The 23,345-nt window shown below is 35.3% G+C and carries 16 protein-coding genes; 6 read left to right on the plus strand and 10 right to left on the minus strand.

Annotated features, from left to right (window positions below):
• Positions 1–10 precede the first annotated feature (10 nt).
• Entirely contained in the window at positions 11–1,636 is a 1,626-nt protein-coding gene (locus ACKI3H_RS05790) for an alpha-glucoside-specific PTS transporter subunit IIBC (RefSeq protein WP_407371324.1), read from the minus strand.
• Between the two features lie 524 nt (positions 1,637–2,160).
• On the opposite strand from ACKI3H_RS05790, the gene ACKI3H_RS05795 reads away from it, so the two are divergent.
• Together ACKI3H_RS05795 and ACKI3H_RS05800 are read left to right on the plus strand one after the other, a co-directional pair.
• Positions 2,161–2,439, plus strand: coding sequence for a hypothetical protein (locus tag ACKI3H_RS05795; protein ID WP_407371325.1), 279 nt, complete (start codon positions 2,161–2,163; stop codon positions 2,437–2,439).
• A 26-nt stretch (positions 2,440–2,465) separates the two neighbouring features.
• On the plus strand, positions 2,466–4,043 hold the full coding sequence (locus ACKI3H_RS05800) for a bifunctional metallophosphatase/5'-nucleotidase (protein ID WP_407371326.1): 1,578 nt from the start codon (positions 2,466–2,468) through the stop codon (positions 4,041–4,043).
• Positions 4,044–4,083: 40 nt separating this feature from the next.
• Here the strand turns inward: ACKI3H_RS05800 and ACKI3H_RS05805 are convergent, their stop codons facing one another.
• Positions 4,084–5,520, minus strand: coding sequence for an MDR family MFS transporter (locus ACKI3H_RS05805; RefSeq protein WP_407371327.1), 1,437 nt, complete (start codon positions 5,518–5,520; stop codon positions 4,084–4,086).
• Positions 5,521–5,722: 202 nt separating this feature from the next.
• Between ACKI3H_RS05805 and ACKI3H_RS05810 the strand changes: the two genes are divergently transcribed.
• Positions 5,723–6,610, plus strand: coding sequence for a fructose bisphosphate aldolase (locus ACKI3H_RS05810; RefSeq protein WP_407371328.1), 888 nt, complete (start codon positions 5,723–5,725; stop codon positions 6,608–6,610).
• A 129-nt stretch (positions 6,611–6,739) separates the two neighbouring features.
• Here ACKI3H_RS05810 and ACKI3H_RS05815 read toward each other — a convergent pair whose 3' ends face one another.
• The 8 genes from ACKI3H_RS05815 to gnd all read right to left on the minus strand — a co-directional run bounded on the left by ACKI3H_RS05815 (position 6,740) and on the right by gnd (position 20,230).
• Positions 6,740–7,435 carry a class A sortase gene (locus ACKI3H_RS05815; protein WP_407371329.1) on the minus strand — a complete coding sequence of 232 codons (696 nt, stop codon included), beginning with the start codon at positions 7,433–7,435 and terminating at the stop codon, positions 6,740–6,742.
• Positions 7,436–7,591: 156 nt separating this feature from the next.
• Positions 7,592–11,539 (minus strand): putative Ig domain-containing protein, encoded by a 3,948-nt coding sequence (locus ACKI3H_RS05820; RefSeq protein ID WP_407371330.1) that lies wholly within the window; start codon positions 11,537–11,539, stop codon positions 7,592–7,594.
• Positions 11,540–12,021: 482 nt separating this feature from the next.
• Entirely contained in the window at positions 12,022–12,948 is a 927-nt protein-coding gene (locus tag ACKI3H_RS05825; RefSeq protein ID WP_407371331.1) for a metallophosphoesterase, read from the minus strand.
• Positions 12,949–13,398: 450 nt separating this feature from the next.
• Entirely contained in the window at positions 13,399–14,466 is a 1,068-nt protein-coding gene (locus ACKI3H_RS05830) for an SDR family oxidoreductase (RefSeq protein WP_407371332.1), read from the minus strand.
• Between the two features lie 591 nt (positions 14,467–15,057).
• Complete coding sequence (locus tag ACKI3H_RS05835) at positions 15,058–15,501, minus strand: PTS sugar transporter subunit IIA (RefSeq protein ID WP_407371333.1); 444 nt, start codon at positions 15,499–15,501, stop codon at positions 15,058–15,060.
• Between the two features lie 20 nt (positions 15,502–15,521).
• Positions 15,522–17,627, minus strand: coding sequence for a BglG family transcription antiterminator (locus ACKI3H_RS05840; protein ID WP_407371334.1), 2,106 nt, complete (start codon positions 17,625–17,627; stop codon positions 15,522–15,524).
• Positions 17,628–17,674: 47 nt separating this feature from the next.
• Positions 17,675–19,141, minus strand: a complete 1,467-nt coding sequence (locus ACKI3H_RS05845) for a PTS mannitol transporter subunit IICB (protein ID WP_407371335.1) — start codon at positions 19,139–19,141, stop codon at positions 17,675–17,677.
• A gap of 192 nt (positions 19,142–19,333) precedes the next feature.
• Positions 19,334–20,230, minus strand: a complete 897-nt coding sequence (gene gnd / locus ACKI3H_RS05850) for a phosphogluconate dehydrogenase (NAD(+)-dependent, decarboxylating) (RefSeq protein WP_407371336.1) — start codon at positions 20,228–20,230, stop codon at positions 19,334–19,336.
• A gap of 131 nt (positions 20,231–20,361) precedes the next feature.
• Here gnd and ACKI3H_RS05855 point away from each other — a divergent pair, with 131 nt between their 5' ends.
• The 3 genes from ACKI3H_RS05855 (at position 20,362) to ACKI3H_RS05865 (ending at position 23,339) form a co-directional block, all read left to right on the plus strand.
• Positions 20,362–21,210 carry a MurR/RpiR family transcriptional regulator gene (locus ACKI3H_RS05855; RefSeq protein WP_407371337.1) on the plus strand — a complete coding sequence of 283 codons (849 nt, stop codon included), beginning with the start codon at positions 20,362–20,364 and terminating at the stop codon, positions 21,208–21,210.
• A 205-nt stretch (positions 21,211–21,415) separates the two neighbouring features.
• Entirely contained in the window at positions 21,416–22,351 is a 936-nt protein-coding gene (locus tag ACKI3H_RS05860) for a YsnF/AvaK domain-containing protein (RefSeq protein WP_407371338.1), read from the plus strand.
• 190 nt (positions 22,352–22,541) lie between these two features.
• Positions 22,542–23,339 carry an SDR family NAD(P)-dependent oxidoreductase gene (locus tag ACKI3H_RS05865; protein WP_407371339.1) on the plus strand — a complete coding sequence of 266 codons (798 nt, stop codon included), beginning with the start codon at positions 22,542–22,544 and terminating at the stop codon, positions 23,337–23,339.
• Positions 23,340–23,345: the final 6 nt, after the last annotated feature.

Below are 23,345 nucleotides of genomic sequence, written 5' to 3' on the forward strand. Positions count from 1 at the left end.
TTTATTTTATTTAAATCGTTGGTTCTGCTTGGCTCTGAGTATCTACTAAAGTTCCAGTACTTTTCATTTCATCTTCAAATGCATCTCTTACTTGAGGCACATCCAATCCAACGATAATTTGGAAGGCTTTTCCTTTACGAACAACTCCATGAGCACCGGCTGCTTTAAAGAAGCCGTCTTCTTTCACCAAGTTCTCATCTTTAACGGACACTCTTAATCTTGTAGCACAATTATTTACATCTCCAATGTTGGCAGCACCGCCAAGACCTTCTAAATAATGAGCTGCACTACTTGCATAGGCTCCACCTTTTGCTGGAACTGTTTTCCCATTTGCTTGTCTTTCACGGTAGTCTTTTTTGGAATACATTTTAACTTCTTCTTCTAATTCTCTACCTGGCGTTTTGATATCAAATTTTAAAATAGCAAAACGGAATACAAAGAAGTAAATGACACTAAATGCTAGCCCAGTTCCAACCAAAGTTAATACTGTACCGAGATGATTGATTGACATGGGTATAATAAATTGTGTCAGCATCGTAATCAACCCACTACCTACATCTCCTACAACACCAAATGCATAAACAGTTGCTCCTAAAGTAGCCGCTAAAGCAGCATGTATTAAGAACAATTGTGGTGCAATAAATAAGAACGTAAATTCAAACGGCTCTGTAATTCCAGCAAGAACTGCTGTTAAAGCTGTCGGAATCAATAAAGCCAATGTTTTTTTCTTTTTAGCTGGATCTGCTGTTGCATAAAATGCTGCTGCTATACCAAGAGGAGCAAATATTTTCGAAACATTGTGTAACCCAAATCCACCAGCAGGGAATACCTCTTTAAGCGGAACCGTTGATGAAGCAAAATCGCTTAAATTATTTAGCCAATAAGCTGTAATCCCGCCTTCTACAACTGCTGGACCATAAATGAATGGTTGATAAATGAAATGATGCATTCCAGTTGGTATCAAAAGTCTTTCCAAGAATACATATAGCCAAACACCTAATGTACCTGAAGAAGCTAAGAAACCTTGCATTGAACCAATCAATCCCTGAATGATGGGCCAGCCCCAAGCTGTTAAAAATGCTAGCGGAAGCATTAGGAAAAATCCTATCATCACAACTAATGAAGACCCTTGGAAAATACCTAAAAAATCTGGTAGTTTAGTTTCAAAGAAACGATTATGTAACCAAACAACAATTGCAGCAATTAAAATAGCACCGATTAAGTTGGTATCTAATGTTTTAATACCAGCAATCATTTTTATTCCGCTGTCTCCGCCAGCTTCTTGTGCAAAATCTACACCAAAGGTTGGACCCATCAGTTCAAGAATTTTTCCAACAAAATTGTTAAATGTCATATAAACAACAACTGATTCTAATGCTGCTCTTCCACTAGCTTTTTTTGCTAACCCAAGAGGTAGACCAATAATAAATAGTAATTCCATCTGATTGAATACAGTCCAACCACCTGATTCAACAATTGACCAAAAGTTCGCCCACATTGTCCCCGCAGTTGCAATGTCTCCAACAATTAATGTATTTTGAAGCATAATAGCAATGGCTAAGATAATACCTGAGAAAGCAAACAATAAAACTGGAGTAAACATCGCACCGCCAAACCGCTGTAGTTTTTGCATCATTTTCTTTTCATCTCCTTATTCTTTTATGAAATCGTTTCCATATACAAACTATACCATCACCTCTTTTTTTGTTCAATCCTCTATCCTTCAAAAAAATCGACATTCCTTAATAGGTACTTTTTTCATTTCCTGGGAAATTTCCCACGCGACTAAGAATCATCACTTTGTTTATTTTAAACTAGTCCAATAAAAATAGCAGGATAGATTCCAACAATGGGACTTATATCCTGCTATTTGCTTGATTTACACTTTTATTGACTTATTTTGCTGATTTGCAATAGCGTCGTCTTCTGTTTCTTCAATTTCTTCTTGTATGACCCATTTATGATTCTCAAATTTTTCTGCACCAGTCGTTGATTACTTTGATTCTTGCTTAACCAACATGAAATTTACAAAAACAATACAAATAATCAATTTGTATTTAAACTTCGTATTTTATAATTAAATTAAAGCAAATTTTTTTTTTAATTGCTTTAATTTTGTCTGTTTCTTCTATTAAAGTACAAAGCCAAAATGATAGTTGATTGACAATCGCATCAAATATTTCCAAAGGTCTTTTAAATCCAGATTTAACTTTATTATTCGGATTGACCACTAGTGGTATACTTTATCTTTTATTTGAAACCATTTGTATTGCCTTTTTAGGAACCATTTTTGGAGCTTTTTTAGGTGCTCCATTGATATTTGTAATGAATTCTTACCGCTGGAATGAAGTCGAATCTATACTGATTGGTTTGATTTTCTTAATTTTACTAGTGCAGTTCTTTTCCAACAAGATGAGAGCAAACCTCGTTAAAGATTAACCAATGAATTTTAAAGGAGTCTTTTTATGAAATTAACTATTCTATCCACAAGCGATATCCATGGGTACATCTACCCAACCGATTATAAACAAAGAAATCAAGATTTGCCATTTGGATTATTGAAAATCGGCTCCATCATCAAAGACATAAGAGCCAAAGAAACGGATCCTGTATTGGTAATTGATAATGGGGATTTCTTACAAGGCTCCCCTTTAACTTACTACACGGCCAAACAAACGAAACATCCTGCACATTATACATCGATTCTTAATGACATCGGTTTTGATGCAGGTGTATTAGGCAATCATGAATTTAATTATGGAAAAAAATACTTGGCTGATGCTATAGAGACACTTGATCATCCTATCTTATGTGCTAATATTTTAAACGATCAAGGCAAGCCGGCATTTGGTAAACCCTATGAATTATTCACGTTTGACAAATTAACGGTAGCTGTACTTGGACTGACAACTCAGTACATTCCAAATTGGGAACAACCTTCCTCTATTACTGGATTATCCTTTCAGTCAGCTGTTACATGTGCCCAAGAATACGTCCCGAAATTACAAGAATTGGCAGATGTCGTCATTGTCAGTTATCATGGTGGTTTTGAAAAAGACTTAACAACTGGTGAACCTACAGAAGCTTTAACAGGTGAAAACGAAGGGTCCGAACTTTTAAAAAGAATTCCAGGGATCGATGTTCTGCTAACAGGACACCAACACCGCGAAATAGCCGCTTTAAATTCTTCAGTTGCTATCGTACAGCCTGGAGACAAAGGACACAATATTGGAAAAGTTTCTTTAACCATTGAAAAAGAAGATGGAAAGTTCGCTATTCTTTCTAAGAAAGCTGAACTTATCTCTGCTAAAGATACTCTACCTAGTCCCACTATGACAGAAAAATACAATAGTTTTCAAAATGAGATTGAAGATTGGTTAGATCAAAAAATTGGAGACCTAGAGGGTGACATGTGGATACAGGATCCTTTTCAAGTTCGTTTAACCGGTCATCCTTATATTGATTTTATTCATAAAGTTCAAATGGAAGCAACCGGAACCACCATTTCTGGTACAGCTCTTTTCACAAATGATAGCAAAGGGTTTGGTCCAACTGTAACCATGCGAGATATCGTTACGAACTACATTTACCCGAATACGCTGGCAGTCGTAAAAGTAACCGGAAATGACTTAAAACGTGCCTTAGAAAAATCAGCCAGCTATTTTAGTCCTTCGACAAACGGGCAACTTGAGATCAGTCCAGCTTTTCTCTACCCTAAAGCTCAACAATACAACTACGATATGTATGCTGGAGTCGATTATACCATTGACGTTTCACTTCCACTTGGCAGTCGTATTCGCCACCTTAGTTACAATGGCAAATTGATTCAAAAAGACGATCGATTAGAAGTTGTTATCAATCAATATCGTGCAGTTGGTGGCGGAAATTATGATATGTTTAGTGCTGATAAAATTATTAGAGAAGTAACCGTTGATATGACTGAACTTATTGCAGAATATTTCAACAAGTACTCACCTATTCAACCTAGCACATTAGATAACTTTAAAGTTATCCAATCAAAAAAAACGTTACTTACCCATTAAAAAAAGTGTAAGAATCCTAATGATTCTTACACTTTTTCATCTAATTGTTTTCAACTAATTTCCCTTTAGGTAAATACGGTTTTTCCTTGATAAACAATGTCATAATGAAAGCTACTAATGATAGTAGTCCAACTAATTTAAAGACCATTTGAAAACCAGCTAAATCAGCTAGTTGTCCTGTAACATGTTCTGCTAGTTTATTTTGAGAAACAAGCATCATCACAACAACAAACAAAGCTGTTCCCATTGATCCGGCTAATTGGCGTTGAGTATTAAACATTGCTGCAGCATGCGAAGCTAACTCTAGAGGGACAGCATTGAAGGCTGCTGTTTGAATAGGCATCAACGTTAATGCAAAACCTAACGTACGAACCATTTGCAGTATTACAATAATATAGATAGGTGTATTAATATTTATTAAACCAATAACAAAAGTTCCAACTGTTACCAACATTAACCCACTCATAGCTAATTTTTTAGAACCATATTTATCAAACATTCTACCAGTTATTGGACTCATAACAGCCATAACGAGTGAACCTGGCAAAAGAATCATTCCTGATTCCATCGGTGTCATTCCGCGTATCGTTTGAAAGTAAATTGGCAATAAAATTATAGCTCCATACATTCCTGCAGTCAATACGAATGAAATAATAATGTTTAATCGGTATCCTCTGTATTTAAAAATACCAAAGTTTAATAAAGGCTCTTTTGAATGATTACATCGGTTAACCAGTAAAATTAAAGCTATAATCCCAACAAATAAAGGTAAGGCTACATTAATACTCATGAAATCATGTGAAGATGCATTGCTAAGACCGAATAATAGACCGCCAAAACCTAATGTTGAATAGATGACACTGATTAAATCTAATTTAGGGCGACCTACTTCACCAACATTTTTCAAGACGAAGAAGGCAACTACAACATCTAAAATAGCGAATGGTAAGATAAAGTAGAACAACATATTCCAGTGGTAATTTTGCACTACCCACCCTGAGAATGTTGGTCCTATAGCTGGAGCGAAGTTCATCGCTAAACCAATCAATCCCATTGCTGATCCCCTTTTTTCAATCGGAAAAAGGTACAATACCACAATCATTTGTAATGGCAAAATAATCCCTGCTCCAATTGCTTGAATCATTCTTCCAACAATCAATACACTATAAATGCTAGAAGTAGCAGCAACAAGTGTTCCGATTGAAAAAATAATCATCGAAAAGAGATACAATTGACGTGTTGTAAATCGATTTACCAGATATGCCGTAATAGGTACCATAATCCCATTAATCAACATATAGGCGGTTGTTAACCACTGGCCTTGTGTCGTTGTAATCGAAAATTCTTTCATAATACTTGGTAACGCCGTACTCATAAGAGTTTGATTTAGTATAGTCACAAATGACCCCATCAAAATAACTCCTAATATAGATATAACATGCCCAAATGACATATTTTGATTTTCTTCTTGAATCATTACTATTTCCCCTTTATTCAATTTTTGTAAGCTATACTTTCTTTATTAATTGATTATTTAAAGGAAAAGTGCTCTAAAATAGCTTATTTTTTCAATTTAAATCCTGTAGTGCTATACTAAATAGTGAAAGGTTCACTACCCATATAATTGGGTTGGGCTTTCCTATTTACTGTTCTTAAAACTAATCTAAGGAGCTGAAATTATGGAAAAAGAACAATTCGAACGAATGAAAAACGGACAAGGATTTATAGCAGCATTGGACCAAAGTGGCGGAAGTACTCCAAAAGCTTTAGAACTTTACGGCATTGCACCTGACGCATATTCAAATGAAACTGAGATGTTTGATTTAGTCCATGACATGCGAACTCGTCTAATGACTTCTCCAGCTTTTAATTCTGATTCAATCTTAGGTGCTATTTTATTTGAACAAACAATGGATCGCAAAGTAGAAGACCTTTATACAGCCGATTATTTATGGGAGAAGAAAGGCGTAGTCCCTTTCTTAAAAGTCGATAAAGGTTTAGCAGAAGAAACTGACGGTGTCCAGTTAATGAAACCTAACCCTAACTTAGAAGAATTGTTGCAGAGAGCTAATGAACGTCATATTTTTGGAACAAAAATGCGTTCATTAATTAGAGAAGCCAACCCTGAAGCTATTAAAAAAGTTGTTGACCAACAATTCGAAGTCGGCAAACAAATCATTGCAGCAGGTCTTGTTCCAATCATTGAACCAGAAGTGGATATTAACAGCAAAGACAAAGAGAAGTCTGAGGCTCTTTTAAAGAATGAGATTCTGTCTCAACTTGATAACTTAAGCGAATCAGATAATGTCATGTTAAAACTCTCTATTCCTACAATTGATAATTTTTACAAAGAATTGATTGAACATCCTAGAGTTGTGCGAGTAGTCGCTCTTTCAGGTGGTTATACACGTGAAAAAGCTGATGAAGCTTTAGCACACAACCATGGATTGATCGCTAGTTTTTCAAGAGCTTTATCTGAGGGGTTAAGTGCTAGTCAGTCAGACGAAGAATATAATGCCTTATTAAAGGAATCCATCAAACAAATTTACAACGCCTCTATCACTTAATCATAAGTGGTGCGAAGCAACAGAATAAACACAACGCGTAACAGAGGAAAGCCCTCTGACTTACGCGTTGTGTTTTTACTTTGTATACTATACTCTTGTTTACATCAAAAATCAAAAAAAGTTCTTACATCACCGATTGTTTACTTTAAGATCAAAAGCTTTTAACATCTCAGAGGTGGCTTCTTCAACCGGAATTCCTTTTACAAATTTTGCTACAGTCAGCAATCTTGTTATCCCATCATCGTCACAAGTAATCAATGTCAAGACCGTCTCATCAGGACTATCCGCTAGCACCTCTATTTCTGTAGCTTCGATTGTTCGCTGTTCTGTTATTTCATATTCATAAATCGTGTTTAAATCAGTTAGATAAACTACAGCTCCCATTTCCACTTCATATAATGGACTAAACAATAAATCTGACCGATTCATATGGTGTCCGGCCAGCGTATAATTCCCTTTTCCCATCACTTGATTCTCTTTCATTGTTCCTGCAGTTAAAGCTAATGTATATTCAGAAGTTCCTTTGCCAATGGGCAGGTTTAGATTGACACTCGGTATACTGATTCCACCAATCACATTAATTTGATCACTATTAAAACGAGCTAAAGCTACCGTTTTTAAATCTAACAATCGTACTTCTTCAAAATCAAAAGAGGCCTTTTTTTGCTGGTTTTTGTCAATGTCACTTGTATCCATAGACTCAATTGCTAATGCGTCTGATCTCATCGAGATCATCCAATTTTTTATAGGAGCATTAAATATCAAGCCCAACCCAACTAGCAGTACTACCAACCATGTAAGAGTTCTTAATTTATTTTTTTTCATAATTCCCCTCTTTTTCTTTCTATTATATTATATAGTCACTTTTTGTTACTCTTATAAAAAAGGCCTCCAGTTAAAACTCTGGAGGCCAATCGTTTAGTTGCTAAGAGTTATTCGCCTCTTATATTATTAAAGCTACGGTAAACTACTCATACAACTCTATTTCTTAATGTTTCTTTTTGAACTGTTTGAAGAATTTTTCTTTTTATTAAACATAAGCATTGCACTACTAACAGCTGCAAGAACTAAACCACTAACTACTGCAAAAATACTTTGTGATTCACCCGTTTGAGGAAGCATTGCTTGGTTTTTCACAGTATTATTAGCAGATCCTGATCCACTTCTTGGATAATTTGTATTGTCCCATGGATTTGTACCAGCTTGAATTTCTACTTCATCCGTTGCTCCATCATTATCATCATCCGGATCTGTTACATTTGGATCCCCGTCTTCATCTGTATCTCGTTGGACAACTAAGATAAACTCTAATGTACTAGTATTTCCAGCTTCATCTTCTGCAGTGATAGTTACGACATAGTCTCTTTCCGTTTCATTATCGCCCCAATCATTGACTACTGGAGTTCCACTGATGATACCTGTTTCAGGATCGTATTCAAGTCCATTTGGCAAACCATCAACTATCACATCACTTGGCTCATTCACATCAACCACAATGTCGTCAATTGGTTGATTTTCTACAACATCAACATTCTCAATTGGCAAAATGATTGGTGCTAATACATCAGGATTTTTAGGATCTGTTCCTGCTTCAATTTCTTCTTCATCCGTTATTCCATCATTATCATCATCTGGATCCGTTACATCTGGATTCTCATCTCCGTCCGTATCACGTAATACCGTAATCGTAAATTCATCAGTAGCTTCATTACCAGCTTCATCTCTTGCGGTTACAGTAACCACAAAGTCGCGTGACTCTTCTGTTGCACCCCAATCATCGACTATAGGAACTCCACTGATGATATTTCCATTTGTATCAAATGTGACACCATCTGGCAACCCTGTTACAATAGCTCCGTCTACCAGAGGTGTTGCTAGCGGCATGATTAGATTAATAGCCATAACTCTAGCTAGAGCAGCTTGTTCTCCAGGATTTTCAACAATTACTTCGATATCTTCAATTGGATTTCCTTCGATAACTGTTTGGTCTTCAATTTCCAAAATGATCGGCGCTGTAGTATCATCAACTTCTATAGGTGTTACTTCTGAGACATTACCTGCTTCATCTTCTGCAACGACCTCTAGTTGTTCTCCACCAGTTAAGTCGATGTCTTCAGGAATCACTACTACAAAGTTGCCTTCTTCGTCTGCTGTTCCTGTTGCCGTTTCTCCATTAGGGAACGTTACAGTTACTTCAGCTCCAGGTTCAGTGCTACCAACTATTTCGGTATCTTCACTTGTTACACCATCTACCTCTGGTGCATTTGGTGCTTCCAAGTCTGGTGTATCTGTGTCATCTTTTGGATCCGTTCCGTTACTGATTTCTTCTTCATCTGTTACACCATCGTTGTCATCATCTGGATCCGTTACATCTGGGTCTCCATCTCCATCAGTATCGCGCTCTACTGTGATCACGAATTCTTCAGTATCTGTGTTTCCTGCTTCATCAGTTGCGGTTACACTTGTTTCAAAATCTCTTGTTTCTTCTAGTTCTCCCCAATCAGGAACAGTTGGTGTACCAGTAATACTTTCTGTTTCAGAATCATATTCAAGTCCATCTGGCAACCCTTCAGTTGTAATATCACTTGATTCATCTACTTCAACAATAATATCTTCAATTGGGTCATTTTCGATAGCAACAGTATCTTCAATTTGTGATATCACTGGAGCAAATTCATCTACTTTTGGATCTGTTCCATTTTCAATCTCTTCGTCATCTGGTACTCCGTCATTATCATCATCTGGATCCGTTACATCCGGGTCTCCGTCTCCATCAGTATCGCGCTCTATTGTGATTACGAATTCTTCAGTATCTGTGTTCCCTGCTTCATCTGTGGCGGTTACTGTTGTTTCAAACTCTCGTGTTTCTTCTGTTCCTTCCCACTCTTCAATAGTAGGCGTACCCACGATACTTTCTGATTCTGGATCATATTCAAGTCCTTCTGGTAACCCTGCTACGTCAACTGTAAACTCATTGGATTCGTCTACTTCAATTAAAATAGCTTCGATTGGTTCATCTTCAGTTGCCGTTGCATCTTCAATAGGGGAAATAACCGGAGCTAGTTCATCTACTTTTGGATCTGTTCCATTCTCAATCTCTTCGTCATCTGGCACTCCATCATTGTCATCATCTGGATCCATTACATCTGGATCTCCGTCTCCATCTGTATCGCGCTCTACTGTGATTGTGAATGTTTCGGTACTCTCATTCCCAGTTTCATCTGTGGCGGTTACTGTTACATTAGAAACTCTTGTTTCTTCACTTGCTCCCCAATCCTCTACAGTTAAAGTACCTGTGATGCTATTGGTAGTTTCATCAAATACAATTCCTTCAGGTAATCCATTAACTGTTACATCACTTGCTTCATTAACTTCAACTAAAATGTTTTCAATAACACTGTCTTCCAGCCCCGTTACATCGTCAATTGGCGTGATGACTGGTGCAATATCATCCACTTTTGGATCCGTTCCATTTTCTACTTCTTCCTCATCTGGTACACCGTCATTGTCATCATCTGGATCTGTTACATCTGGATCTCCGTCTCCATCTGTATCGCGTTGAACCGTAATCACAAATGTTTCAGGTGTTGCTTTGTTACCAGCATCATCTGTTGCTGTTACTTCTACTGTAAAGTCGCGTTCTTCTTCAGTTTGTCCCCAATCATCAACTACCGGAGTTCCTGTGATCAGTCCACTAGCTTCATCAAACGTCAAACCACTTGGTAACTCGTTTACTACTATTGAGCCTTCTTCATTTGATTCCACTAAAATTGGTGCAATTGGTGCATCTTCATTTGTCGTTACATCTGCGATAGGTGTAATGATTGGTGCAGTTGTATCCAATTCAGGTAAAACTACACTTGTTTCCAAAGGTAAAGTACTCAGTAATGTAAGATCAATAAAATTTGTATTTATCACTGCTCCAGAAATCGGAACTTCTCCTGAAACCTCTGGTACTCTATTGATTGTCGTTGGCAAGTTGACCTGTGTAGAACCAATAACTTGCGCAGCAGCTAATTCTCCAGTCAAATTTGTTGTTCCAGATGCAATACCATCTACAGCTGTCTGAACAGTAGGCAAAATTGTTCCAGTTACTGTACTTAAAATACCATTTATCAATCCATTAACAACTGTATCTACAATAGGAACTTCTTGTAACAAGTTCACTTCAAGCCCTTGAGCAGCAACGATTACATCATTTAGCAATTCAGTAACTACCCTATCTACTGCAGTGTCTAAATATTTATCCAAACCGCTAGTGAAGTCTACACTAATTGAACCATCTGGATTTATCACAGCACCTACTTGATCTTCATACACAAGTAAATCTGCTAAAGCAGCATCAACATTATTTAAAGCTGCTACTGCATTTTGCAATTCCTCTAATCCATTCACTTCCAAAACATCAGCAGGAAGAAGCTCTACAATTGTATCTAATGTTCCTACAATACCAGACACCGCTGTATCTAATGTTCCTGTTAAGTTAGAAACCAATGTTCCTAAAGCAGGCAAATCATCCAAAGTGACAGGCAAAAGTTCAACACGAACATCCGCTGGGCCAGCAGTAGCTATATTACCGGCCAAACTAGGAAGATTAAACAATGCTACAGTTTGAGGGCTTACTAAATCAATATTCGCTAAACCTGTTCCCGTTAAATCAAGGTCTAACTCGTAGGGTCCTGGGCCCTCTAAATTACCTAAAGCAGCATCAATATCAATATCTTCAAGTATACCCACTTCAGCTAAAGTAGCTGCTGATGCAGACTCTTCAGTAAATCCGACTAATTTCCCATTTTCAATTACTGGAATAAATGGTTGAAAAACCAGCGTCGAAGCTACTGCTGAAGACAGTACTATTTTCCTTACTCGTTTAATATGTATTTTCCTATTGTTGTTCATTTTCTTTCTATAATCAAAAGACTTCCCCATGCCTTATTCCTCCTCATATTTACGAAACTTTTTTAAAACACAACGTATGAAAAAAGCAATAAACCGATCACGAAAACTAATTTAATTTTAATAAAAAAAGTCGTTTTGAAATGAAAACGATTTATTTCGTACAATTTATCACAGACTTTGTAATTTTTGAAGTAATATCCCTTGAATTCATAAAAAAAGTTGTACCATTTTTAGTGATAATTAAAAAATTTACAAATTTTTTATTCTTTATTTTTTTATTACAGCTGTTATCAACCTGCTACATGTACTTTCCTAAAAAAGTACCTATCGCAACTATTTTAAAATTGACACATGCTTTTTTTTTCAGTAATTACTGAGGTACAAAGTTGTTTTTAATTTTCAATAGAAAAACTAGTTTATTTTAAACTTATTATTTTTTTTACACAAAAAAAGCTAACCTCTATATTTAGAAAAGTTAGCTTTATCGTATTTAATTTTTCAATTCAAAGAATTTATATTTGACTATTATTTTTGTTCCAACCTTCCAATTGCATATCAAATTCTTCAATTGGTTCTGGTCCTCGCATGGTATCTTTTTTTATAGTCAATACACCTTTTTTACTTACTTTTGTTTCCCATCGTACTAATCGAACTTTACCTTCAGCTATTTCAATTCCAGTAATAATCGTTGGATAGACACAACAACCAGTATTGAAATAAGGGAGATCTTTATCTTTTGGGTACTTAAATCGATGTGTATGCCCACAAATAAGCATGATTTTATTCTTTCTTATCCATTTCCCAAAGTTTTTCTCGATTTTATGTCTCTTGGTTACATTTTTAACCGGACTTGAAGGATTTTTAATGCCAAATCCATGGAGAAAGCGCCAAAAGAATTTTAAAGACAACATTGTAAAAAAGGCAAATTGATCGTTCGGTGCATCGCCTTGGTGTCCGTGTACCGTTAATATTTCTTGTCCTGTCTTTTTATACTTCAATACCAATGCTTCAATAGGTTGAAGTCCCTTTAAAAAATCAAAATATTCTTCGGTGTACTCATCGTAATTAGTGTAGTAATTTTTTTCAACATACTTCTGATTTTTTAAAGCAATATCATGATTGCCATACAATTTTATCAATCGATCGCTATCAAAAAATTTTTTTATCATGTCAAATACTTCATTATGGGCATTTTTGGTATAAGTAAAATCAGAGTACTCTAACAATTCATCTCCGTCTCCTGCTTCTACATAAGTATAGCCATTTTTATAATAATACTTTAAAGCATGTAGGAAAATGTTGCGGTTTCGAGTAAATTCATCTGATATATTCCCATTGCCTCGATGGACATCACTAAAAAAAATGTATTTTGAATGCTCATCAAATTCTTCCACTCTAGCATTTTCGTAAGCTTCGGTTAACCGTCTTCCTGTAAACATATTTTCCACCCCATAAACAGTTGACGCTCTTATATAAGCAACTGAATTAATCTTCCTACTAACAGTATACCTTTTATCTGATTAAGTTAAAAAAATAATTACTTACACATTTCTAAAACTACTCAATAAGTTTATAATTTCTTCACATAAATTTAATTAGTTATGCTCCACTTAAGAACCTTCACATAACTAATATTTCTACTGCTAAAAAAATACAATAGATAGGGCAATTGTATTCATTGGGTAAATCATGCTCTTTCATTAATAAAACACTACACTGATTATCTTTTACTATATTATTAACTAACAATATATCGGGGTTCAAAGATTTTATTTTCCGCAAAGCCTTTCAAGTAGTAATTTAATTTACTTACTATCAATACATTCAAATATGCACAAAAAAGGCAGTGATTATAGTCTCACAAAAGACCTTTATCACTGCTTTTTTACCTATACTTTATATTTTTTTTTAGCCGCCAATAAAAACAATGCTCCTAACCCAGTAATTGCTGCTGTTGTAATCATTGGGTGTTTAGTTGCTTTTACGTAATAACTATTTGAACGAACCCAACCTTCTTTAGTTCCTCTCTCATGTAATCCATACCCCGCATGATATAACGCACTTTCTTCGGGCGGATTAGACTGTTTGTCTAAATGCTGAGTCGGGTACATAATCTTTTCAACTAATTTATCAGTAAACCGTGGAAATACTCTGCCTAATACAACAAAAATTTTAGCTTGAGAACCCACAAATATATCTCTTTTTGGATTTTCTGCAGCAAATAAAATGGCTTCTGCTACTGCTTCCGGTGGGTAAATCATTCCTCTATGACCAGGCTGTTTATCCATATAACTCATAGCATGTTCATTGTATGGGGTATCGATTCTACCCGGGTGAATCAACGTTACAGAAACAGGTAGATGTTCCTTTTCAAGTTCCATCCGAAGATTCTCTGTCCATCCGTGTACAGCAAATTTAGAGGAAGCATAAGTTGATTGAACCGTAGTACCTCTATCACCAAATAAAGAACCAATATTAATTAATGCGCCTGGCGTTTTACGGTCCTTATAATGCTCTACCGCTGCCCTACTACCATAAACTACACCCCAAAAATTTGTTTCAAACATACGTCTCATATCTTTAGTGCTAACATCCATGGAATGACCAAAAATAGAGATTCCTGCGTTGTTGACCCACGTATCAAAACGCCCAAATTCTCTTAAAGTTGCTTCAGCAATCGCGTTGACATCTTCTTCTTTTCCAACATCTGCTTCAACATAAATAGCTGAATGACCTTTCCGTTGCAATTCTTCTACTAATTTTTGCAAAGCTTCTTCATTTCTCGCAGCCACAACAACTTTTGCTCCTTTTTCCGCAGCCATTCTTGCTGTCACTAAACCTATTCCACTAGAGGCACCCGTAATAACGATAACTTGGTCTTTTAATTTTTTTAAATGTAAATCTTTCATGTTACTCGATTTTTTTTTATCCAGTTGATTCATCTCTAACCTCTTCATAGCAATTCCTCCTCGTATAAGCAACCTTAATCCCTTACGATTAATGATAAAATGCATGCACTTCAATTGGGCAGATTAAAAAATTAAGACTATACCTCATATTTTGATAACGCTTACTAACTATAGTTTAATCAAAAGAAAAAAAAATGCAAAAAAGCTGTACTTTTAATTATTGCTTGGAAGTAATTTCTTTTAAAATCAAATTAAAATTACTTATAAATTTGCATTCTAACATCATATTTGACAAGAATTACTAGCCCATCTGATTAAATTTTTTCGTTAGAAAGAAATTAAGTTCCTTTATAAAAAAGAATAATTTAACTTTACTTTTTTTTGATAATAAATGTTCCTTTATAAAATTCTTTGAATACTTTAAGTAATGGTAGTATCATTATTTTTTTTTTTCAAATCATAACAATACGGGACAGCTTAATATAGTAGTATATAAGTTTGAGAATTTTTTTAGGGGATATGCTACTCTATCTGACTACTTTACCAAGTTACATAAAAATAACAAAAAAGAAGCTGCATAGCAGTTCCTTTTTTTGTTATTTTTTAAATTTGTTTACCCATATTCTTGTTGGTTAACTATTATTCATTTGTAGTTTTCAATAATTCAATCACTTCTTCTGGTGTATCAGCTGTAATCAACTTTTGCACATTCTCAATTTCTGAACAAAAGATAGCAATAGAAGACAATAAATCTAAGTGTTCGTCGCCTTTACCTGCAATTCCAAATAAAACAAATACTTTATTTTCATCACTTGTTTCACTAAAATCAATTCCATTCGGGAAAGTCGCTACCGAAATAGCTGTTTTGTAGATATCTTTTTTTGAACTATCGGTCCCATGAGGAATAGCAATAAAATTTCCCATGTAAGTAGACACAGTCTTTTCTCTTTCCAGCATACTTTCAATATACTCTTTATTTACTGCACCGTTTTCAACTAATAAATTACCTACTAAACGAATAGCTTCTTCTTTAGTTTCAGCTACTGCTCCTAATTCAATCCATTCTTTGGTTAATGTTACCATTTTCAATCACTCCTCTAGTTTTAATAAGTCTTTCTTAGCACATAGGCTTTAAATTCCTTTTCAATCTTCTTTCGAATCGCTTCTTCCTCGCCCTTATTAAACAAAGCTGTAGTACTGTCATTTTCAATTACCATGCTACTGACTAAGCCTAATAAATCCCGCTCAACAACATTTAGCGGGTAAGGTGCGACCATTATCAATACCCTTTTCAAGAGCATGTTCTTCCTATCAATTCCTAAGATGGGCACCTCTTGCTCTAATTCATAGATTCCAAAATAACTAGAAGCAACATGAGCATTTCTCACGTGAAAAAGTCCCATTTGAGTTCCAGGTATGCCTACCGGAGCAACTTTCGCTCGTTCCATCAACTTTTGTTGCACATTTCTAGCATCTGTTAAAACTCCAATATCTTGGAGTTGACGGCAAATCCATAATAACCTTTCTTCTAGTGGCTGATTCCCATTAATAGACTCTATGGAAAAATAATTTAGGATACCTAATGCGGTTTTAGACAAATGATGAATTTCTTTTAACGTTTTTTCTGTAGGTACCTTTTCGCTATTTTGTTTGTTTATTTCTTTTATCGAATCGGTCAATGTGTAATCCTTCTTTTGATCAATACACTCATCGATTAATCCTTTGATCTTAATTAATTCTTCACTCAAAAGCATAGGCGTAATCAAGTGGTAACGTACTGAAAAATGTGGCAATAAAACAGTTGAAAAAATAAAATCAAAGTCCGTTAATTGATAGTCATTTACCTCAGAAAGAGAAACTACCGTTATTTCTTTCAACTCAGAAAAATGTTTATTTAATCGGTTTTCTAAGATTTTTGAGGTACCAATTCCGCTAGTACAAATGACCATTGCTTTTAAGCCATATATTTTTTTGTCATTTTCCCAAGAAGAAGCAAAATGAATAACTAGATAAATATAATCATTTTCTGAAAAACGTTTATCTGGATAGACACTTGCTAACCCTATTATTACACCTTTATAAATTTCTGGATAACGTTCACGAATCGTTGCGTAAAGGCTATCTTCTACTTGTAGAACCGGTGTAACTGTACGATTTAGTAAAGCTTCCATATGTGTCAATAAACCCGAAAATAGTGTATGGTCTTTGCTAAATTCCCAGTGAACTTCTGTTTCAACCAAATGAATAAAGTGCTTAACATGATACGTTAGTTCCATGTTATAATCTGTTGAAAATACATCTTGTTTTTGAAAAAAACGCACACCGTTTACTGCCTTTTTTAAAAAGCTTCGTTCTGATCTTGAAAATTGCAACTCCGTTTCTTGAGAAATATTTTTAATCACATAATCCGTTATGTTATTAGTGAGAATAGAGTTTTCTTTTTCTTCAACATGAATATCGGTTAACGGATTGTCTTCGGATAAACGCATAATCGTTAAAGTTAAAATAACAATAAATTGCATTAAACCACTATTGGATATATCTTCAAAAAAATGTTGCTTCATTCGAAAGGTAGTCTGTACAGCTAGTTTAAAATAACGATAAGTTAGAAAAGATAAAAATGGCATTCTTGTTTTCTTTACTCGTTCAAAGTGCTCCTCATCATACTCATTTTGAAAAAGATTTAAAAATTCGTATTCATTTAATTTGCTAGTAATAATTCCGCTGACGATCAACCGCAAAGATTCTTCATCGCTTTTAATGGAAACTGCTTTACCTTTCCCACGTTGTAAGGTCATTTGGACTCCTTCAATAATTTCTGCAACTTTGCTTAAATCATTGTTGATCGTTCCTGGACTCACATTAAAGTCTTGTGCTAATCCTATTAATTTAATGTTGTCTTTTGTGAGTAAAAGCTGACAAATTAGATAACTCTGACGATCTTTTGAATCAAAAATAAGATCTGTATTTAATAAATCTTTTTTTAATCGATTTAACTCTTCTAATTCACCACTTAAATAAAATCCCGTACCTAACTTTTTATTAAGAACAATGTGGTAAAGAGATAGCGTATCTTCAGCTAGGGCAAGTTCGCGATAAATTGTTCGACTGCTCACTTCCAGTTCTCTAGCCAAGACCTCTAAAGAAATCCCAGTTTTATTCAGCAAAAGCAATTCCAATAATTGCTTTTCTTTTATTGAAAAATACATTTATTACCCTCGTTCCTACTCTCTTTTTATTACTTTTTATTCTATCATCAAGAATGGAGTAAACTTTCGATAACTTGATCGTATTTAGGGCTACTTAAAAAGTTATCGACTGTTTCATGCATCCCACTTGGTGTTTTTTGTTGTGCTCTAGCATTTAATTCAATTTGCGTAATAATTAACGTTCCTTGTTCATCTTCCAGATCACTAATGGCTGAATTCGTAACGGGTATTTCTAGACCGGCTTTTTTTACTTTGTTTCTTAAAATCGATGCTCCCATAGCACTAGACCCCATTCCTGCATCACAAGCAAAAATAATTCGCTTAACGTTTGCTGAAGAAATCGTTTGTTCAACGCTTTCAGATTCAGTTAAAATACTAGCGGAAGTTGTATTTAGAACTGCACCTTTTGACTCAGCTTTCATTCCTTGCATTTTAGTTACATTGCTTTCAAAGTCTTCATTTTCAGAATGGTCTGCTTTTAAAATAAGCATTGCAACAACAAAAGATGCAACAATTGATGCTAACACACCAGTTAATATTTGCAAGTATTCACCTTTAGGCGTCATTGCAATAACGGAAAGGATAGAACCAGGTGATGCAGTAGCAACTAACCCGGTATCAAATAGTGTGAATGTTAACGTTCCTACAACTCCACCGGCCATAACTGCCAAAATCATTAATGGCTTCATCAACACATAAGGAAAGTACAGTTCATGTATCCCTCCAATAAATTGGATGATTGCAGCACCTGGTGCAGAAGCTTTAGCTGTTCCTTTACCAAACAACATGTATGCTAATAGAACTCCAAATCCAGGACCAGGATTTCCAGATAAGATAAACAAGATTGATTTTCCTGTTTGAGCTGCTTGCTCAACACCAAGAGGTCCTAAAATTCCATGATTGATTGCATTGTTTAAAAAGATAACTTTACCAGGTTCAGTGAACAGATTAACTAATGGCAATAAATTTGCATTGATCATGAATTCGATTCCATTTCCTAAAAAGGCCATGATATTTGAAACGATGGGTCCAATTCCTAAATACCCTATAATAGCTAAGATAAAACCGATGATTCCACTAGAAAAGTTGTTGACCAGCATTTCAAAACCGGCTCTTATCTTAGATTGAAACATATCGTCAAATTTTTTAATTGCCCAGCCACCGAATGGCCCCATGATCATTGCACCGATAAACATAGGCACATCCGTTCCTACGATAACACCAATTGATGCTACTGCTCCTACTACACCTCCACGATGACCCGAAATCATTTTCCCACCAGAATATCCGATCAACAATGGCAGTAAGTATGTAATCATCGGTGTTACTAATTCAGCAAGTTTCTCATTTGGTAAATACCCGTTAGGGATAAATAATGCTGTAACTATTCCCCAAGCTATAAAGGCTCCTATGTTTGGAATCACCATGTTACTTAAAAAAGTTCCTACTTTTTGTGCCCCAACTTTAATAGTCGTTTTATCTTTTATTCTCTCTTTACTATTTACAGCTTCCATATTGGTTTCCTCCTTGAATTCCTTTATTTCTTTGATAGGATAATCTTACAAGTGTTTGTTTCCGCTTACAATGGATAATGAATACAAACTTGTCAAAAGGAAATTGACAAATTTTAAACAATCGTATGTCGTCTGTTAAATCAAAAAGAGTGGCTATTTCAAAAATATGAAATAACCGCTCTTTTGACTATCTTATTTCTTTGTAACCCCGTGTCCACCAAATTCATTTCTAAGTGCAGCGACCACTTTTCCTGTAAAAGTATCTTCTTCTAGAGATCGGTACCGCATCATTAATGAGAGTGCGATTACAGGTGTTGGAACTTTTGCTTCCATAGCGGCTTCTACCGTCCATTTTCCTTCACCAGACGATTGCATAATTCCTTTTATTTCATCAAGATGGGCATCTTTTTGAAAGGCACTTTCTGCCAATTCCATCAGCCAGCTTCTAATGACCGATCCGTTATTCCAGACTTTTGATACATCGGCCAAATCATATTCGAATTCACTCTTTTCAACAACTTCAAAACCTTCAGCCATCGCTTGCATCATGCCATATTCTATACCGTTGTGGACCATTTTCAAGTAATGTCCACTACCAGATTTTCCAGTATATAAATACCCATCTTTTACACAAATACCTTTTAAAACGGGTTCAATCACTGCAAATGCTTCTGAGTTGCCTCCAACCATTAAACAAGCACCTGCATTAGCACCGCTCGTACCACCTGATGTTCCCATATCTAAGAAATGAATGCCTTTTGTTGCAGATATATTAGCGTGTCGAATGGAATCTTTGTAATGTGAATTTCCTCCGTCAATGATGATATCATCTGGTCCCAACAACTCATTCACTTCACTTAAAACAGCCTCTAATGGATCTCCTGCTGGAACCATAATCCAAATAATTTTAGGATGTTTAAGACTATTAACCAATTCTTTTAGGTCTTTCGCTGTCTTTATTCCTCTTGCATCAGCTTGTTTTCTTGCTGCCTCGAAACTATCGTAACCTACAACATGATGACCATTTTTTTGTAAATTCAAGGCTAAATTATAACCCATTTTTCCTAATCCAACTAATCCAATTTCCAATTTCACCACTCCTTATGTATTTATGGTTTTAGTATATGGAATATTTTTTCTTTTTGCAACCATTAAAAAAAATATTTTTTCTTGATAGTTTTATGCTATACTTACTAAAACTCTTTTAAGTAGGTGAAGATATGAAAACACAAGATATTAACTTAAAAATCAAATCAATTTATCGCGATTTAAGCAGCAAGGAAAAAATGATTGCAGATTTCATCCTTTTACATCCTGAAGAAGTAATGCACGGAACTATCAGCAACATTTCAGATACGATCCAAGTTGCAGACGCTACTTTTTTTCGATTTTGTAAACGCTTAGGTTATAATGGATTTCAAGATTTTAAAATTGCCTTAGCTTCAGAAAAAGTATCGAGTTCTTTATCTATCCACGAAAATATTTCTAAAGAAGACAATGAATTATTGATGGCACAAAAAGTTTTTGATTCCAATATCAAGTCTTTAAATGACACAAAAAAATTATTAGATGAGCAAGAACTTATCAAAGCTGTTCAGTTTTTAACGGCTGCTAAAACAATCGGCTTCTTTGGTGTTGGCGGCTCTAGTATTATTGCAATGGATGCTTACCATAAATTTTTACGGACCCCACTAAACTCTACCTATACACAAGATACTCATATCCAAATGATGCAAGCTTCTCGTTTGACGGAAAATGATTGCGCTATTATCATTTCACATTCTGGTATCACAAAAGACACGATCCAGTTGGCTGAAATTATTAAAGAAAAAAAAGCCAAAGCAATTATTATTACGAGTTACTCCCTTTCTCCTTTAGCGAAGTTCGCAGATGCTTTATTGTTATCAACCGCTGAAGAAACGGACTACCGCTCTGAGGCCTTAACTTCTCGTATCACACAACTCAGTTTAATAGATGCTTTATTTGTTAGCGTTATGTTCAAAACAGGCGATTTTGCCACACATTCTCTAGAGGAAGTTCGCAAGGTAATTTCTCAAACCAAACTGTGATGATCTTTTTATTCTTACATGCTAAGTCTTTCATTCTATTATTGATATGTTTAAGAATTTAATATTTTATATCACTTTGTTTAAGCAGATGAATAACTTGCAACCGTTCTCTTTTTTTAAGCCCTTTTCTTTGCTTTCCGTTCTTTTTATTTTATATAATGATTATGAATCATACAAAATAAATCTTAGGGAGGAATAGAATATTATGAGTAAATTTGTAAAAGGAAGTTACCTCACATTTGAAGATGCAAGAATCGCTATTGATGAAGTTGTTACAGAAGGTTACGATAATAACTTAATTACACTCGTCACAAATAGAGAAACGGCTGATACTTTACCTAATGATTTAGAAGTAGGCGTTTCTACAGAACACGCCGATAAAAATGATGATAACGGTGAGTCATTTATGGATAAAGTAAAAAACGTTTTTACAATGAGCGATGATGAAGCAGAAAATGCAAATGTAGATACAACAGATGAAGGTTACGAAGCAGATGAGACAGTCTTGAGCAGCTATAAAGATGATATCAATAATGGCTCTATTGTAGTATTGGTAGATGACTTTTCTGAAGAATCTGGAGCTGAAGACTTTGATAACAGCACTCCATTTGGAGCAACCGACACACCTACCACTCCTAATGTTCCTCCTACTGATTCAATAGATACTGTAGATACCGTCGACACAATAGACACGACTGATTATTCAACGTTGGATACTGAGACAGAAGATGCCACATTAACAGATGAAGAAAGAATCCAACTTAAAGAAGAACGTTTAGATGTAGGTACGACAGAAGTTCAAACTGGCGAAGTAACTATCAATAAAACGGTTGATGAAGAAACAAAAACCGTTGATGTTCCTGTAAAACACGAAGAAGTTACCATTGAAAGACATCCTGTAACGGATAGTACTCCTGTAGAGGAGTCGCTTGAACTCGAAGATGAAACACTTGTTATACCTGTAACTGAAGAACAAATTGATGTTAATAAACGTTCAGTTGTTACTGATGAAGTAACAATTAATAAAGATACTAAAGAAGATGTCAAAGAAGTTACAGATACCGTTCGTAGAGAGAATTTAGATGTACAAACACATGGAGACGTCACAGTTGAAGATGAAGATGACACTACACCTCTATAAAATAAAGTGATTTTTCTAGATTGAAGAAATGAAGGCATCAATAGAGGAATTTCCTTATTGATGCTTTTTTGATACCTACATCTTTTTTTTAAGCAAAGAAATTAGGTACGTTAAATAGAAAAAAAGTATATTTGTTCCATTATTAATGAAGAAAACTATCTTAAACTATCATATATGAGGAGGAACTGTAATGGATTTGGGTATTTCAGGAAAAATCGCATTAGTCACTGGTGCTGATTCAGGAATTGGATGGGAAACTGCGCGTATCCTTTTAGAAGAAGGCGCATCAGTCATTCTAACTGATAAAGATCCAGATAAATTAGCTATAGCTGCTGAAAGAATCGGACATTCGAATCAAGTCTTCTTTTTTCCAGCAGATATTACAAATAGTGAAGAGTTAAAAGAACTTCATCAAAAAATTGCTGCAAAGATTGGAAAAATCGATATTTTAGTTCAGTCTGCAGGCATCACCGGCGCACAGGGACTTTTCCACGAATTAGATGATGAGGGTTGGACAACGACTCTTGAAGTAGACTTGTTAGGTCCTGTTCGTTTGGTGAATGAATTTTTGCCCGACCTAAGAGCTGGCGGTTGGGGAAGACTCGTCTTCATTGCTTCTGAGGATGCGGTTCAACCTTATGATGATGAGCTTCCATATTGTTGTGCAAAAGCCGGTATTCTTGCACTATCAAAAGGACTTTCACGAACATATGCTCGTGAAGGCCTATTAGTCAACTCTGTTTCACCTGCTTTTATCGAAACACCGATGACGGATGCGATGATGGAAAAAAGATCTAAAGAATTACAAGTCTCAAAAGACGAAGCTATTCAGTCTTTTCTTGATCAAAAAAGACCTTATCTTGAACTTAAGCGTCGTGGTCAAACTGAAGAAGTCGCTGCAGTTATTGCCTTTCTCTGTTCGGACAAAGCTTCATTTGTAAATGGCTCAAATTACCGTGTAGATGCAGGTTCTGTAGCAACAATTTAGCAACTA

The sequence above is a fragment of the Carnobacterium sp. genome (genome assembly GCF_045617425.1).
Taxonomy (GTDB): domain Bacteria; phylum Bacillota; class Bacilli; order Lactobacillales; family Carnobacteriaceae; genus Carnobacterium_B.

What these genes read in the sequence shown, in the direction of transcription:
- ACKI3H_RS05810 (WP_407371328.1), top strand. Translation starts at nt 5,723, where the DNA reads ATGGAAAAAGAACAATTCGAACGAATGAAAAACGGACAAGGATTTATA.
- ACKI3H_RS05815 (WP_407371329.1), bottom strand. Translation starts at nt 7,435, where the DNA reads ATGAAAAAAAATAAATTAAGAACTCTTACATGGTTGGTAGTACTGCTA.
- ACKI3H_RS05865 (WP_407371339.1), top strand. Translation starts at nt 22,542, where the DNA reads ATGGATTTGGGTATTTCAGGAAAAATCGCATTAGTCACTGGTGCTGAT.
- ACKI3H_RS05860 (WP_407371338.1), top strand. Translation starts at nt 21,416, where the DNA reads ATGAGTAAATTTGTAAAAGGAAGTTACCTCACATTTGAAGATGCAAGA.
- ACKI3H_RS05825 (WP_407371331.1), bottom strand. Translation starts at nt 12,948, where the DNA reads ATGTTTACAGGAAGACGGTTAACCGAAGCTTACGAAAATGCTAGAGTG.
- ACKI3H_RS05835 (WP_407371333.1), bottom strand. Translation starts at nt 15,501, where the DNA reads ATGGTAACATTAACCAAAGAATGGATTGAATTAGGAGCAGTAGCTGAA.
- ACKI3H_RS05840 (WP_407371334.1), bottom strand. Translation starts at nt 17,627, where the DNA reads ATGTATTTTTCAATAAAAGAAAAGCAATTATTGGAATTGCTTTTGCTG.
- ACKI3H_RS05820 (WP_407371330.1), bottom strand. Translation starts at nt 11,539, where the DNA reads ATGGGGAAGTCTTTTGATTATAGAAAGAAAATGAACAACAATAGGAAA.
- ACKI3H_RS05855 (WP_407371337.1), top strand. Translation starts at nt 20,362, where the DNA reads ATGAAAACACAAGATATTAACTTAAAAATCAAATCAATTTATCGCGAT.
- ACKI3H_RS05845 (WP_407371335.1), bottom strand. Translation starts at nt 19,141, where the DNA reads ATGGAAGCTGTAAATAGTAAAGAGAGAATAAAAGATAAAACGACTATT.
- ACKI3H_RS05830 (WP_407371332.1), bottom strand. Translation starts at nt 14,466, where the DNA reads ATGAAGAGGTTAGAGATGAATCAACTGGATAAAAAAAAATCGAGTAAC.
- ACKI3H_RS05800 (WP_407371326.1), top strand. Translation starts at nt 2,466, where the DNA reads ATGAAATTAACTATTCTATCCACAAGCGATATCCATGGGTACATCTAC.
- ACKI3H_RS05805 (WP_407371327.1), bottom strand. Translation starts at nt 5,520, where the DNA reads ATGATTCAAGAAGAAAATCAAAATATGTCATTTGGGCATGTTATATCT.
- ACKI3H_RS05790 (WP_407371324.1), bottom strand. Translation starts at nt 1,636, where the DNA reads ATGATGCAAAAACTACAGCGGTTTGGCGGTGCGATGTTTACTCCAGTT.